Genomic DNA, 14,139 nt, shown 5'->3' with positions numbered 1-14,139 from the left:
ATGAATAAAAGATTTAATTCAGAAGATAAAATAATATTGGCAATTGATGGATTAGATGTAAGTCAGGCAAAATTACTTCTGGAAAAATGTCCTAATATAAAGTGGGTGAAAATTGGTTTAGAGCTTTTTGTTAGGGAAGGTCCAAGAGTTATTGAAATATTAAAAGGTTTAAATAAAAAAATTTTTTTAGACTTAAAATTTCATGATATTCCAAATACCATGCGTGCTGCATGTTTCCAAGTTTCAAAATTAGGAGTTGATATAATTTCTATTCATGCTTCTGCAGGTCTAAAAGCCCTTAAGGATTCAAAGAAAGCATCTTTAGAAGGAGCCGCCTCAGTAAGTGTTAAACCTCCAATTGTTGTAGGAATAACTGTTTTAACAAGCTTTTCTCTTAAAGATTTTCAAACTGATCTTGATAGAAATAATTCAATTGAAGAAAATGTATTGAGACTTGCAAAATTGTCCTTTGATGCTGGATTAAATGGATGTGTTTGTTCCCCTTGGGAGGTAAAAATGTTGAGATCGATTTATAAGAATAATTTTGAAATTATTACACCCGGCATAAGATTAAATATTGAGAGTAAAGATGATCAAAATAGAATTATGACTCCACATGAAGCTATAGATAATGGCGCTTCTAAGTTAGTCATTGGTAGATCAATATCAAAAGCTATAGATCCTAATAAAGCTCTAATAGAAATATTTAAATCTATTGATTCTGATTAATTTTAGATTCTTCTCCCTTAAGCAATCTTGTTATGTTTGTTCTATGCTTCCAGATTACTAATAATGCCACAATTAAACTTATAAAAAAATATGAGTGCATAAATTTACTTAGGTAAAAAAACATAAAAATAGGAAGTAAAATTGCAGCTGAAATACTGGATAAAGAAACAAATTTAGTTTTTGTTAGGACTATTAAAAAAATACCAAGAGATGCGAGCCCAACTTTCCAAGAAAGAGCTAAAAACATACCTAATCCAGTTGCAACAGCTTTTCCTCCTTTACCTCTAAGCCATATTGGCCAAATATGTCCTGAAATAGCTGATATCCCTGCTATAACTTCTATTAATCCTTGATCTGTGTAATATTGAGCAATTTTTACTGCAATAAGGCCTTTCCCAACGTCAATGATAAATACAAAAAGTGCTGGCCATTTCCCAACATTTCTTAAGACATTTGTGGCACCTGTAGATCCAGAACCTATAGTTCTTAGATCTATATTTTTGAGATATTTTCCAATTAAAAAACCTGTCGGAAATGATCCTAAAAGATAACTTGCAAAAATTATTAAGATATTCATAAAGTTTAGTTTAGTTCAAGATCATCGTAAATTTCATTATCTGAACCAGCAAATGCAACCCATAATGGGAATTGAAGTATTGGAATTTCAACAGAGGTTTCTGCTGCATCAATGATAATAAATGGCAATTCTTCATTCGCTTCTAATCTATCAGCTCTCTCGATGACACCTTCAGGCCTTTCAAAAAGAACAATCCCACTATTAGGTCCAAAGTCATCCCTTGTGAGACCAAGTGAATCTTGAAGAATTCTTCTCCATTCACCTAATCGTTCAGGCTGCGAAGCTAAGATAAGAGTCTGAAACTGATCTCCATATAATTCCCCAAGAATAGATATTAAACCAGCAGATAACAAGGCATTTTTTTGTCGAGAACCTCTACTTTCAAGAGAACCTCTTCCGCCCATGTTGAAGAACCAATCATCCATAATTTCTATATCTGATGAATCAAGACTCCGTCTTAATTTCCAAGGTTCTGCATAAAAGTCAGGTTGCTCTGTAAAAATTGAAAAGCAACTTTTTATAATCTCTTCATCTGGCTTAAATGTTTCAGAAAGAGCGGGAACATTAACTATATTATTTGTATTATTGTTTTGCTTTTTATCATTATCATCAAGGGGAGAAGGCTTTACGATTATTGGTTGAGAAACTAATTCAAGTTTCTCTACGTTTTGTGAAAGATTCTGCAAAGCTCCAGTTAAGTACTCTTGAAACCCTTTAACTCTTTTAGCAATATTATCTGATTGTCCTTTAAAATTTGACTCAATATCTTTTTCTATTTCATTTTTTTTTGTTTCTAACTCTTTTATTTCTTTAACTAAAGAGTCTTTTTTTGAAACGAGATCTCTAAAAATTTCATTAGAAATTTCATCAAAAGATTTAGTTGATTTATCGCTTTTCGGGGCAATTTTTTTATCTTGCGTTGTATCTTTTTTATTAAGTTGTTTGGTTTGATCATCTGACATCAAATTATCTGTTATTAATTCCTTCTCAGGAATATTGTTAGAAATTTCTTTATTGGCCATTTAAATAATTTTGATGATTAAGCAAATACTAAATTTTAGGAATTTTTAATTTCCAGGGAGTCAACTTTTTTTATGAGCTCATCTTTTAATTGCTTTGGATTAAATAATATTGGTAATAAATGAGGGCTAGACTTTTCTCTAAAATAAAAAATACCAGGGATTACAGGGAAAAAGAATTTCCATGATATCCAGTTCTTGAATGGAAAAGTTCTAATCTCTTTTCCTAATTGTAAAACGATAAAATCATCATTTGTTATTTTTATTCTTAAGGTAAATGATTGAAGTAATAAAAAAAAGCTAAAAGAAGCAAAAACTATTGTTGGCAAAGAACCAATATTTAAAAATAAAAGCATAAAACTTAAAAATATTAAAATAATTGGTAATTGGAATGATGGTGATATTATGACTGGCTCTTCTTTTTTTTGTTTAGTGTTGAACATAGAATTATCCAAATAAAATTTGTGTTAGTAATACATCCATTAAAGATACAGTAACGAGAGTCATTACAACCGCACCTGTTGTACTTGTTCCAACTTCTTTGGGACCACCTTTAGTGGTTAGTCCATATCCACAAGCAATAATTGAAATAAGTAATCCGAAGACTACTGCTTTTATTAACATTGAAGTTAAGTCCGTACTAGTTAAGCTCACATTACCTGATCTTACAGATGTCCAAAATACTATTGGAGGAACTTTATAAAAAATCGTGCTCCAAATTTGTCCACTCCATAAAGCTACAGATAAAAACAAAAGACATTGTATTGGTGACATTATTACCATCGATAGTAACCTTGGGACTACCAAATATTGGACTGGTTCGGTCTTTAACATTGTTATTGCCTCAATTTGCTCTGTCACTTTCATAGTGCCTAGTTGAGCAGCATAGGCAGTGGCAACCTTTCCAGTCATTAAAGTAGCAGTTAGAAGAGGAGCCATTTCTCTCGCCATGCCTACTGCTAATAAACCTCCAATTTCACTCGAAACCCCCATACTTGTAAGTTGTGATGCAACTTGAATATTAAAAACTGTCCCTGCGGCAATTCCTGTAATCAATACAATTAACAAACTTCCAGGACCTGAATCCATAAGTTGGTCAAACAGATCATTTTTGGAAATTTTACCTCTAAAGATAAAATTAATTGCTTGCCCGCCAATGATGAAGCTGCTAAGAAGTCTTTTAAAAAAATTAGGGTAATACATATCTTTATATTAGTTTGTAATTATTTTCTGATCCCATTTTCTCATTATTAAAAGACCAACTATTACCAATATTGAAGGTATAAAACCTATACACAATCTAATAGTTAATTGTGCTGAGAAGCATTTTTCCACAATATTTAGACTATCTTTATCAACAAAGCATGATTGATAACCAGATAAATACAACAAAAATCCTAATAATTGAACACTAAACGCGATCCCAATCTTCTGAATAAGTACCATCCAAGCAGTATATAATCCTGCTGGTTTCTCTGGATCTTCGTCTATTGCGTCAGGAAGTAATGACCAAGGGATAAGAAAAGCAGTTGAAGCTCCAATGCCAATAAGACAGATTATGAAAATTAAAAGAATGAACAGGAATAAGTTACTGGTATTCAGGAATAAATTATCTCCAACTCCTGAAATTTTTGATAAGGAAGGTAAAAATAAAGCTGCCGTACATGAAATAATCCAAATGATCGCTCCATAGTTTAAAGCTGAAATTCTATTCAATTTATTTGATACTCTGGTCCATATTTGTAATCCCACTAAAGCGCTAATTTGGAAAGGTATTGGGATCCACTTCGCAATATATGTTGGTACATTCAGTACATCCTCTACATAGATTAACGCTACTGTTTGCATCAATTGTAAGGCGCACCAGAGAAGAATATAAAGAGTAATAACTTTTAGAAATTTTTTATTTCTGAAGATCCTTTTGAATTGAAGTGTTATAGCTTCAACTTTTCCTGAAGGCCTTCTTGCTTTTTTTGCGTATGGAGCTAATCCCCAACAAGAAATTAATGTTGCAGCAACTGCGATACATCCACTTATTTTACCCATTAAAAAATATTCATTATTTGCTGATACTTCAGAACCTAATACAACTCCAGCAATTATTAAGCCAGTTAGTCCTGCAATTATTGAGCCAGTAAATCTAGATGCGTTTAGTCTTGTTCTTATTGATGTTTTTTCAGAAATTTCAGTAGATAGAGCTGCAAAAGGAAGATTAATACTTGTATAAGCAGTCATCACGACTATAGAAATTATCGCAAAGTAAATGGTCTTAGTTAATACGGAGCCAGTGGGTGTCCACCATATCGCAGCTAGAGAGAAACCAAGAGGAACAGATGCTGCTACCATCCAAGGGATTCTTGGTCCCCATCTTGATTTGGTACGATCACTTAACCATCCAATTAACGGATCATTTACTGCATCCCATATCTTTATTAACATTAATAGTGAACCTGCAATTATTACTGGTAAACCAGCAGAAATAAAGAATTTGAACAGAAAAAAACCAAATTGCGTTGCGACTAAACCAGTGCCTGCATCTCCTAGCCCATAAGAGAACATTAATCTTGTTGTTGATCTGGTAATATTTTTTTTCGAGTGTGAATTTTCCAATCTTTTTACTTTGTTGATTGTTTGATAATGTATTATTGCAATGGTAATTCTATTACTTAATGCGGGCGTGGTTTAGTGGTAAAACCTCAGCCTTCCAAGCTGAAGATGCGGGTTCGATTCCCGCCGCCCGCTTTTAGAATATATTATTTTTTGCCCCAAATACTTCTTCTGAAATGATTAATAAGGAGCTTCTACTCTTTATTGAAACAGATTTTTCATTAATAGTTAAGGGTTTAAAAATCTCAGTTATGCTTGTGTCAATAACTTTTAACCAATTATATTTACATTTTGGTAAAGGAAAATCGATGCTTTTTGAATAAGCATTTAAACCTATCCAGACCAGGGGATTAGTATTGCCTTTGTTAATGCTAAAAGCAATTGTGTGAGACCAACTACTCCAATCAGGGCTATCTAAACTGGTTCCATGCCAATGATATGTTGGATTATTTTCATTGCTTTGATTGTTAGGTAAGAATGATGGGTTAAAAATGTTTATTAGCTTTTTTCGGATTTTTATAACGTATTTAAAATATTCTAATAATTCCAAATCTTGTTGACCATGTTCCCAATTCATCCAGCCCAATAAATTATTTTGGCACCAAGAATTATTGTTACCGCCTTGTGACCTTCCTATCTCATCACCCATAAGTATCATTGGAACACCTTTAGAGATAAGTAAACTAAGAATAAGATTTTTTTGTTGTCTTTTTCTTAAATCATTAATTAATAAGTTTGTGGTTGGTCCTTCTGTACCATGATTCCAAGAATTGTTATGGTTATCACCGTCTCTATTTTGTTCTCTATTGGCAAAATTGTGTTTTCTATTGAAAGTTACTAAATCTTTTAGAGTGAATCCATCATGTGAAGTAATAAAATTTATTGATTTTGGTAAAATATTATCTTCTTTATAAATCGATGGAGAACCTTTTATTTTATCGCTCATATTCCAAGCTGTATTTTTATCCCCTTTCCAAAATCTTCGCAAGTCATCTCTAAAATGACCATTCCAAGTGAAAGTATTCTTAGATGGGAAATCACCTAATTTATATAAACCACCACAATCCCATGGTTCACTTATTAATTTGATATCGATAAGTTCTGGCTCACATTCTATATCCTCAAAAATTGGAGGATTTTCGAGTGGCGAAAGATTTTCTCCTCTTGATAGGGCAATTCCTAAATCAAATCTAAAACCATCTACTCCAAATTCACTCGCCCAACACTTTAATGATTCAATTATTAGTTTTCTAACTAATCCTCTGTTTGCTGCAATAGTATTTCCGCAACCAGAGACGTCCTGATAATTTTTATCTTTTCCTATAAAGTAATAAAGATTTTCATCTATCCCTTTCCAAGATATTGCAGGTCCATGAGAATCTCCCTCAGAGGTGTGATTGTACACAACATCTAAGATGACTTCAATATCTGCTTTATGACATTCCTCTACTAATCTTCTAAATTCCTCTCTATTCTTTTCGGCAGATTCATTTGAAAGATATTCAAAATGAGGGGTAAACCAATTGATTGGACTATAACCCCAAAAATTCTCTAAACCATTTGGTGCATCAGATGGATCAAAACAAAAAATTGGAAGTAATTCAATTGTTGTAATGCCGAGTTCTTTGAGATACGGAATTTTTTTTAAAAACTTTTTGAAACAACTTCCATTTTTATCAGTTGATTCAGTGAAGGATTTGATATGGAGTTCATAAATAATTATTTCTTCCCAAGAATGTTTCGGTCTTGGATAATCCTTAAAATTAAATAATTTTCTATCGCAAACAACGCTTTTGAGACAAGAATTGGTATTTTCTTGAGTATTTAATGCATTGTCTCTTTTATAACTTCCCCATCCAGTAATACCCCTTGAACATGGATCAAGTAATACTTTTTTTTCATAGTTATTATTAATTTCATTATTTTTTTGTTTTATCCTAAAAGCATAGATACAACCCTCATTTAGATTTTTTATTTCCGCATGCCAGTAGGGACCAGTATTATGGTTCTGAGCTAATTTAAATATAGTTTTTGGAGAAATAGAGTCTTCTCGCTCAAACAATAAGATTTCTACATATTCTGCATTTGTGGCTATTAAGGAAAAATTAACGCCCTGTGAGGTTAGAGAACTTCCCAAAGGGAATGGTTTACCTTTATTGATATGAGTCACTTTCTCTTTATCATTGATTAGTTAAATATTGGGTTAATTTATTCAAATTACTTATATTTGAATAATAGATCCAAAATTAAAAAAAAAACTCAAATTTAAGGTTTCACTAATCAACTTTACTAGATCTTAGAGAGTATTAATTTTCTAATTTATTGCAATTCATCCATCCATCTGCGCAGTGCATAGAATGATTTAGAGAGAAAGTTTAATAATTAGAAAATAAGATATTTCTTGATTCCAAAATACAAATAATGCTTTTTCATGTGATGAGAAGGAAATATATCTGAAAATTAATAAAATATAATAAATACTTCAATTTCTTCCCTACGTTACCTTTAGACGTTTTTCTCTCTACTTAAATTAAGTTATATTTTTGAAGACTAAAACCAGTGGTGACAATGGTTTTAGCAGTTTTCTAGATATAGATATTATTTTTAATTTAAGAAAAGTGTGCGGTTATGAAATTAAAAAATAAAGCTAAAAATGTCCCCCAGATTTGTATAAAGCTTTGCGCCGCCAGCATTTTCGGTTGCCGTATTCGTATTTGCTCCATATGATGTGCAAGTTCGAGGTTTTTAGACTTGATTAAAACTCATCTCTTTTGAATCTCTGCTTTACAAACAATTCAATGAACAAAGCTGATTTAGTAAATCTTGTTGCTGCTCGTACTGAGCTCACAAAAACTGATGTTTCTCTAGTTGTTGATGCGGCTATTGAAACTATTGTTGATTCAGTAGTGGAAGGCAAAAAAGTCTCCATACTAGGATTTGGTTCTTTCGAACCAAGAGATCGTTCTGCAAGACAGGGATTAAACCCTAAGACAGGCGAAAAAATAGCAATACCTGCAAAAAGAGTTCCAACATTCTCAGCAGGTAAGCTTTTTAAGGATAGAGTTCAAGGGTAAACTTTTTAACCTATTTCTTTCTTAAATATCAAAGATGCTCTAAAAGAGCATCTTTTTTTTTAATTTCAATAAAATGCTATTAGCTCAATGACCAAAACTCTTAACAAGGTATCACAAATGATGAAGTCTTAAGAAGTAATGAAACGTTTAACTTTTTTATTCTTAAAATTTTTATTTGTATCTAATTTTGTTATGGCAGAAGCAATACCAATAAAATCAAAGATTTTAAAAGAATCTAGTGATTGTATTAAAGATTCGCAAACCCAAGTTTGTAAAGAATTAGTTTCTGAAATAGAAAAACTTCAGTTAGTTGTATTTGACCAAAATAGATTCAAATGTCAATCAAGTTTATTGGGGATGCAGTCGGCAATAATTGAAGCTTATTTTTTTAGAAATTACTCAAATGAGAGAATTTCATTTATGATCCCATATGTGATTAAAAATTGTTAATTATAGAAAAATTTTATTTTTTTGGAATATTATAAATTTGGATTTTAATTTGTAATGGTCAAAGGTTTCTCCGATAATGAAGTTGAAAATGATACTGAAATAAAGGATTCAAAAAAAGAAAAAAAAGGTTTAGCAGGTTTTCTTAAAGGTAAGAAATTTACTTACACTTTGCCAGGTAAAAAACAAATAAATATTTTTGGATCAATAGTAATAGGTTTAAATATGACTTTAATATTGCTAGTCATCCTTTATTTAAAGAATCAAGAATTCCATGACTTTGTTTTTAATGTTGGTCGTTAAATATTTTTAGATCTAAAAAATTTATTAAATGATATATTTAAATTTTAGAAATTCTTATGAAGGTAGTAAATTTAGTTTTTCAATTATTTTTTTTGTTAGTAACCCTTCTATCTTTAATATATTTTTTAACAGGTTATGACTCTGCTTTTGAGGCAGATCAGAATTGTCATTCATCGCTTTCAAGTTACGATAACCTATCTGGAGATTATGGTTGTGATCATGATACTGAGACACATCAGTGGATACTTTACGAGTCAAATGGCAAAAAAGAACCAGCTAAAATTATTAAGAAATTTAGGTACAAATTTTTATAAATCAAATTTCTTATAAAAAAACTTTGCACTTATTATTGATATTATTGCTGTAATTGTGAAAGTAAGATACTGATATATGCTTCCCTCTAAGTAAATTTTATTTTTATAAAGAGGATAATCTATGAAAGAACCAAATGTTCCCCAAATTATTACCCATACAGATATGTATAGGATTACTTTTATTGAATTAGTTTTTTTTTCTTCCATATTTAATTGATACCAAAGATTGAGGCAGTCACTGGTCTACCGCTAAAAACCAACTCTGTTAATATGAGCATCAAGAATCCGATCATAGCTGCTCTACCATTCACAAGCTCAGCGCTGCTATTAAATCCAAAAACATTCTTTACTTCATCCCCCTTATTGTCTACCCATTTTGAGTATTCATTATCAGTTGATGATTTATTAGTAAAATCATCATTTTGGTTTTCCATTGGAGAGTCTTTTTCTTGCATAGAATCCTTTTTTGTTTATATTAATAATTTTTATATTAATTTATCATTAAATTAAACTCGAGATAATAAAAAAATTAAGACGAAAAAAATTATTATCCATAAAAATTGTAATCTCAAAATTAATTGACAAATTAATTTAATTTTCTCTCTAGTGCAACTATCTCCAGTCGGATTGATTATTGGCTTTTCAATAATTTCTTTTTTATATTTACTTTTTCCTCCTAATTTAACGCCGGCAATATAGGCAAATATAGCTTCTGAAATCCCAGCATTAGGAGAATCATATTTTTTACCATCTAGATAACTTTTTTTTATGATTGATTTATACTGATTAACTTTGGTACTAACTAAAGGTAGCGTGATTAAAACTAATCTTGAAGGAATAAACGTAAAAATATCTTCGATTTTTGCACTGAAAAAACCTAAGTATTTAAAGTAATCATATTTGTAACCTATCATTGAATCTAAAGTACTTATTGCTTTATAAGAAAAGCCAAGCGACAAAGGCCCTGGGAAAAAAATTGAAAACTTCATAAAAACAATTCCAATAAAAATCCACAATAATGGCCCAAATATTCCATCAACAGAATTTTCGGTAAGACTCTCGGTACTTGATCTCAAAAGATGTTCTATAGAAGATGAACTCACATCCCTACTGACTATTCTTTGTACCTTCTCTTGGATTAGGCTCTTATTTTGGGCATTAATTTCCTTGTATTCTATTAGCTCTGCAATCTCTTTCACACTTGAAATAAGTCCCTTAGTTGCAATACAACTTGAAAGTCCAAAAAAAATTAAAAATCCACCCAAAAAATGATTTCTTGATTGCACATAACTGAGTTCTATCAATTTTCCAAAACTAAAACTTATCCCAATAGTGGATATAGAAACAATGAAACCGCCCCAAAATAAAATTTTTTTATTTCCTCCAAAATTATTTATGAGGTAATTAGATATTTTTTTTATGTAAAAACCAATTATTTGAACAGGATGGATTAAGAATCTTGGGTCGCCAATCAATAAATCAAAACCAATAGATCCAAGAAATATTAAAAATAAGTTTATTTCAGCCAACTGAACATCGAGCGTAGACCTTTACCTACTTTCTCAATTTCATGTTTTGAGTTCTCTTCTCTTAATTTTGTCATTAAGGGTTTGTTTTTATCGCATTCTTCCACAAAATTCTTAGCGAAAGTTCCATCTTGAATATCTTTTAGAATTTTCTGCATTTCTTTCTTCGTATCACTATTAATAAGTCTTTTGCCACTTACATAGTCTCCATATTCTGCGGTATTGGAAATTGAATCTCTCATTTGAGATAAGCCACCCTTCACCATTAGATCAACAATTAGTTTGACTTCATGTAAACATTCGAAGTATGCAAGTTCTGGTTGATATCCTGCCTCTACAAGAGTCTCGAAGCCTGATTTAACGAGTTCTGATAAGCCCCCGCATAAAACTGCTTGTTCGCCAAATAAATCAGTTTCTGTTTCTTCCTTAAAATTTGTCTCAAGTATCCCAGCTCGAGTTCCTCCAATCCCTTTTGCGTAAGCCATTGCCAATGATCTTGCACTTCCGGAAGAATCCTGCTCTACTGCAAACAACGCTGGAACTCCTTGACCATTTTGATATTCCCAACGAACAGTGTGTCCAGGCCCTTTTGGAGCAATCATTACAACATCCACAAAACTAGGAGGTTTGATAAGTCCGAATCTAATATTAAAGCCATGAGCAAAACTTAATATCTTTCCTGCCTTTAAGTTTGGTTCTATTTCTTTAAGGTAAACATCTTTCTGAAATTCATCTGGAAGGAGAATCATAATCCAGTCTGCTTTTTCGCAAGCTTCAGAAACTCTAAAGACTTGTAAACCATCGCTAATAGCTTTGCTTTCAGACTTACTTCCTTTATATAATCCTACAATTACATCCATACCGCTATCCTTAAGATTTAAGGCATGTGCATGTCCCTGTGAACCATATCCTATTATCGCTATTGTTTTATTATGTAAAAGACTTAGATCTGCATCTGTGTCGTAAAAGAGTTGGGTCATTAGTTGTAACTTCTTTTCATTTGATAATTAATATTTTAGACATTAAAGGTGTAAATAAACCAACAAATTATTAATTTAAAAATGAAAATTAAAGAATTTATTTAGAAAATTTAAGATTGATTGGCTTCGCTTGGATGAGTGATTACTCTATCAATCAGACCATAGTTTTTTGCCTCTTCTGCGCTTAGAAAATAATCTCTATCAGTATCTTTTTCGATTTTTTCAAATGATTGTCCTGTCATATCGGCCATAGACATGTTTAACATATCTTTAATTCTTAAAATTTCCTTAGCCTCTATTTCAATATCACTTGCTTGACGTTGAGATGTTCCTCCAAGGGGTTGATGAATCATTATTCTACTGTGGGGTAAAGCAACCCTTTTACCTTTGGTTCCAGCAGCTAAAAGGAACGCACCCATAGAGGCTGCTAGGCCTACACATATTGTTACAACATCACTTTTTACATATTTAATAGTGTCATATATAGCCAAGCCGGCAGTCACTGATCCTCCTGGGCTATTTATGTATAGATAGATAGGTTTGGAATTGTCATCAGAGTCAAGATAAAGCATTTGTGCAACTAAGCTATTTGCAATACCATCGTTAACTTCTTGTCCAAGAAAAAGAATCCTTTCTACTCCTAGTCTTGTATATATATCAACCCATCTTTCGTATTGACTTCCTGGAAGTCTGTAAGGCACGCTTGGTGTTCCTATTGGCATGATTTTAAAGTAGTTGTTTGTGAGAGTTAAATTTTATTAGGTAAATCTTTTTGACTTGTTAGTATTCTATCTATAACTCCATAATCTAAAGCTTCTTGAGGGTTGAGATAACTCATCCTGTCTGAGTCTTTAGAAAGTTCTTCGATAGTCTTCCCAGTATTTCGAGATAGAATTTCCAGCATTGACTTTTTATTTTTCAAAACTTCCTCAGCTCTTATTTGGATATCTGTTGCTTGACCTCTTGCTCCACTTATAGGTTGATGTAAAACGATAGAGGCGTGCGGGAGGGCAGCTCTTTGTCCCTTAGTGCCAGATGAAAGGATAACTGCGGCTGTTCCCATCGCTTGTCCGATACAGATTGTATGTACTGGAGGCTTTATATAGCTTATTGTGTCGCATATAGCGAAAGCTTCTGTTTCGAAACCGACAGCGTCACCTGTGTACCAACTTGTCCCTGTTGAATTTATATAGAAATAGATAGGTTTTTCTGGATCCTCAAATTCTAGATAAAGAAGTTGGGCAATGATTAGCTCAGTGACATCCATACCTAATTGTCTTTTCGCATCATCATCTGAAAATAATGGTAAACCAAGATAGACAATTCTCTCTTTAAGTAAAAGAGAGGGCAGATCAGGGGGTGGGGTCCTCATGACGGTGTTTTCGCCGTAATAAGGAGCAGATACAGTCATTTGTATCACAAAATTGTTATTGATTTGATTCTAGCTATATTTAGCCCTGTGTCGCTGGAGATTTAAAAGATTTGTTTGACTCAGGATTATTTATAAGTTTTCCAAAGACCATTCTTCCAGTAGGAGTTTGTAGTGCTCCCGTTATAATAATATCTAATCTGCTTCCCACGAAATTTTTTGCTTCATCAATCACAACCATAGTTCCGTCATCTAAATATCCAATACCCTGCATTTTTTCTTTCCCCTCTCTTACGATTTTTATATTCAGCGATTCACCTGGCTGTACTTCTGGTCTTAAAGCAATGACTAAATCACTCAAATTCATGACTTTTAATTCTTTAACTTCCGCAATCTGCGAGAGATTATAATCGGCCGTAATTAGAGTTCCTGTCATATCCTCAGTAATTTTTAAGAGTTTTTCATCTACCCCATTACCTTCATACTTTGTCGGATTTATTACAAGTCTTCTACCGTATAAATCTCTTAATTCTTTCAATAATTTTAAACCTCTTCTGCCTTTAGACCTTTTTTCGTTACTACTTGAATCAGCTAAAGTTTGTAATTCATCAATTACACTTTGAGCAACAATTAATTGTCCTTCCAACAATCCGCAACTTAATAGGCCATTTATTCTGCCATCAATAATCACGCTGGTATCAAGAATTTTTGGACTTGCAGCAGGGAGTATGCCTTCATTAACTAAATATGCATCAGTATTATTTGGATTAAATAATCTCAATAATGTCCTTCCATGGGTATCTGCTAACTTATATCCGAGAACTCCGAAGAAAATATTGCTTAATATTGCTGCTAAGGGTTTTGCAAAAAAGACTTCTCTAGGGAAAGGAATTAATAGTATTGGAGCAAGTAGGAGATTTGCTACAAGTAATCCCAAAATTAAGCCAACTGACCTACTTATTAATAAGTCTGTAGGCATTGTCCTTATTTGATCAAGAAAAGTCTTTCTAAGTTGAAGAAATACAAAACCTGCGGCTAATCCTATAAATAAACCAATTATCGCTAAAACAATTCTAAAACCTTCTACATTAGATACCTGTTTAAGGATGTCTACTGGCAATAAATCAACTCCAAGCCATCCTGAGGCAGCTCCAGACAATACAAATAAAATTAATACTAAGGCATCTGTCATAT

The 14,139-nt window shown here is 32.2% G+C and carries 18 protein-coding genes and 1 tRNA gene; 6 read left to right on the top strand and 13 right to left on the bottom strand.

Annotation, left to right across the window (positions count from 1 at the left end; translation table 11 throughout):
• A complete protein-coding gene (pyrF, locus tag HA145_RS07530) occupies positions 1 to 729 on the top strand; it encodes an orotidine-5'-phosphate decarboxylase (protein WP_209128572.1) in 729 nt (242 codons plus the stop codon).
• On the opposite strand, the gene plsY is transcribed toward pyrF, so the two are convergent.
• The 5 genes from plsY to HA145_RS07505 are packed head-to-tail and all read right to left on the bottom strand — an operon-like array spanning position 713 to position 4,884.
• Positions 713 to 1,306: a glycerol-3-phosphate 1-O-acyltransferase PlsY gene (plsY, locus tag HA145_RS07525; RefSeq protein WP_209128571.1), complete on the bottom strand. Its 594-nt coding sequence runs from the start codon at positions 1,304 to 1,306 to the stop codon at positions 713 to 715. The genes pyrF and plsY overlap by 17 nt on opposite strands.
• Before the next feature lie 5 nt (positions 1,307 to 1,311).
• Positions 1,312 to 2,328, bottom strand: a complete 1,017-nt coding sequence (locus HA145_RS07520; protein WP_209128570.1) for a DUF3086 domain-containing protein — start codon at positions 2,326 to 2,328, stop codon at positions 1,312 to 1,314.
• 35 nt (positions 2,329 to 2,363) lie between these two features.
• Positions 2,364 to 2,768, bottom strand: coding sequence for a DUF3119 family protein (locus HA145_RS07515; protein ID WP_209128569.1), 405 nt, complete (start codon positions 2,766 to 2,768; stop codon positions 2,364 to 2,366).
• 4 nt (positions 2,769 to 2,772) lie between these two features.
• Entirely contained in the window at positions 2,773 to 3,528 is a 756-nt protein-coding gene (locus HA145_RS07510) for an MlaE family ABC transporter permease (RefSeq protein ID WP_209128568.1), read from the bottom strand.
• A gap of 9 nt (positions 3,529 to 3,537) precedes the next feature.
• Positions 3,538 to 4,884 carry an MFS transporter gene (locus HA145_RS07505; protein ID WP_209128657.1) on the bottom strand — a complete coding sequence of 449 codons (1,347 nt, stop codon included), beginning with the start codon at positions 4,882 to 4,884 and terminating at the stop codon, positions 3,538 to 3,540.
• Positions 4,885 to 4,996: 112 nt separating this feature from the next.
• On the opposite strand from HA145_RS07505, the gene HA145_RS07500 reads away from it, so the two are divergent.
• A tRNA-Gly gene (locus HA145_RS07500) sits at positions 4,997 to 5,067 on the top strand.
• A gap of 1 nt (position 5,068) precedes the next feature.
• Here HA145_RS07500 and HA145_RS07495 read toward each other — a convergent pair.
• On the bottom strand, positions 5,069 to 7,102 hold the full coding sequence (locus HA145_RS07495) for a glycogen debranching protein (protein ID WP_209128567.1): 2,034 nt from the start codon (positions 7,100 to 7,102) through the stop codon (positions 5,069 to 5,071).
• 628 nt (positions 7,103 to 7,730) lie between these two features.
• Here HA145_RS07495 and HA145_RS07490 point away from each other — a divergent pair.
• From HA145_RS07490 to HA145_RS07475, 4 genes are all read left to right on the top strand, one after another.
• Positions 7,731 to 8,006 (top strand): HU family DNA-binding protein, encoded by a 276-nt coding sequence (locus tag HA145_RS07490; RefSeq protein WP_011132955.1) that lies wholly within the window; start codon positions 7,731 to 7,733, stop codon positions 8,004 to 8,006.
• A gap of 138 nt (positions 8,007 to 8,144) precedes the next feature.
• Positions 8,145 to 8,456, top strand: coding sequence for a hypothetical protein (locus HA145_RS07485; RefSeq protein ID WP_209128566.1), 312 nt, complete (start codon positions 8,145 to 8,147; stop codon positions 8,454 to 8,456).
• Between the two features lie 54 nt (positions 8,457 to 8,510).
• A complete protein-coding gene (locus HA145_RS07480; RefSeq protein ID WP_209128565.1) occupies positions 8,511 to 8,756 on the top strand; it encodes a hypothetical protein in 246 nt (81 codons plus the stop codon).
• A 56-nt stretch (positions 8,757 to 8,812) separates the two neighbouring features.
• Positions 8,813 to 9,070, top strand: coding sequence for a hypothetical protein (locus HA145_RS07475; protein ID WP_209128564.1), 258 nt, complete (start codon positions 8,813 to 8,815; stop codon positions 9,068 to 9,070).
• Here the strand turns inward: HA145_RS07475 and HA145_RS07470 are convergent.
• The 7 genes from HA145_RS07470 to HA145_RS07440 all read right to left on the bottom strand — a co-directional run bounded on the left by HA145_RS07470 (position 9,065) and on the right by HA145_RS07440 (position 14,137).
• The gene (locus HA145_RS07470) at positions 9,065 to 9,277 is read right to left on the bottom strand and encodes a hypothetical protein (RefSeq protein WP_209128563.1); all 213 of its coding nucleotides are present in this window, start codon (positions 9,275 to 9,277) and stop codon (positions 9,065 to 9,067) included. The genes HA145_RS07475 and HA145_RS07470 overlap by 6 nt on opposite strands.
• Before the next feature lie 2 nt (positions 9,278 to 9,279).
• Positions 9,280 to 9,525, bottom strand: a complete 246-nt coding sequence (locus HA145_RS07465) for a chlorophyll a/b-binding protein (RefSeq protein ID WP_209128562.1) — start codon at positions 9,523 to 9,525, stop codon at positions 9,280 to 9,282.
• Positions 9,526 to 9,576: 51 nt separating this feature from the next.
• Positions 9,577 to 10,599, bottom strand: coding sequence for an adenosylcobinamide-phosphate synthase CbiB (cbiB, locus tag HA145_RS07460; protein WP_209128561.1), 1,023 nt, complete (start codon positions 10,597 to 10,599; stop codon positions 9,577 to 9,579).
• Positions 10,587 to 11,576 carry a ketol-acid reductoisomerase gene (gene ilvC, locus HA145_RS07455; protein ID WP_209128560.1) on the bottom strand — a complete coding sequence of 330 codons (990 nt, stop codon included), beginning with the start codon at positions 11,574 to 11,576 and terminating at the stop codon, positions 10,587 to 10,589. The genes cbiB and ilvC overlap by 13 nt, the downstream gene beginning before the upstream one ends.
• Before the next feature lie 110 nt (positions 11,577 to 11,686).
• Positions 11,687 to 12,298: an ATP-dependent Clp protease proteolytic subunit gene (locus HA145_RS07450; protein WP_002807795.1), complete on the bottom strand. Its 612-nt coding sequence runs from the start codon at positions 12,296 to 12,298 to the stop codon at positions 11,687 to 11,689.
• A 26-nt stretch (positions 12,299 to 12,324) separates the two neighbouring features.
• Positions 12,325 to 12,987: an ATP-dependent Clp protease proteolytic subunit gene (locus tag HA145_RS07445; RefSeq protein ID WP_011376956.1), complete on the bottom strand. Its 663-nt coding sequence runs from the start codon at positions 12,985 to 12,987 to the stop codon at positions 12,325 to 12,327.
• Positions 12,988 to 13,027: 40 nt separating this feature from the next.
• The gene (locus HA145_RS07440) at positions 13,028 to 14,137 is read right to left on the bottom strand and encodes a PIN/TRAM domain-containing protein (protein WP_209128559.1); all 1,110 of its coding nucleotides are present in this window, start codon (positions 14,135 to 14,137) and stop codon (positions 13,028 to 13,030) included.
• Positions 14,138 to 14,139: the final 2 nt, after the last annotated feature.

The organism is Prochlorococcus marinus XMU1411, from assembly GCF_017696075.1.
GTDB lineage: Bacteria > Cyanobacteriota > Cyanobacteriia > PCC-6307 > Cyanobiaceae > Prochlorococcus_A > Prochlorococcus_A marinus_V.
The sequence above is the reverse complement of the archived record's forward strand: the minus strand, read 5'-3'. Positions and strand labels throughout refer to the sequence as shown.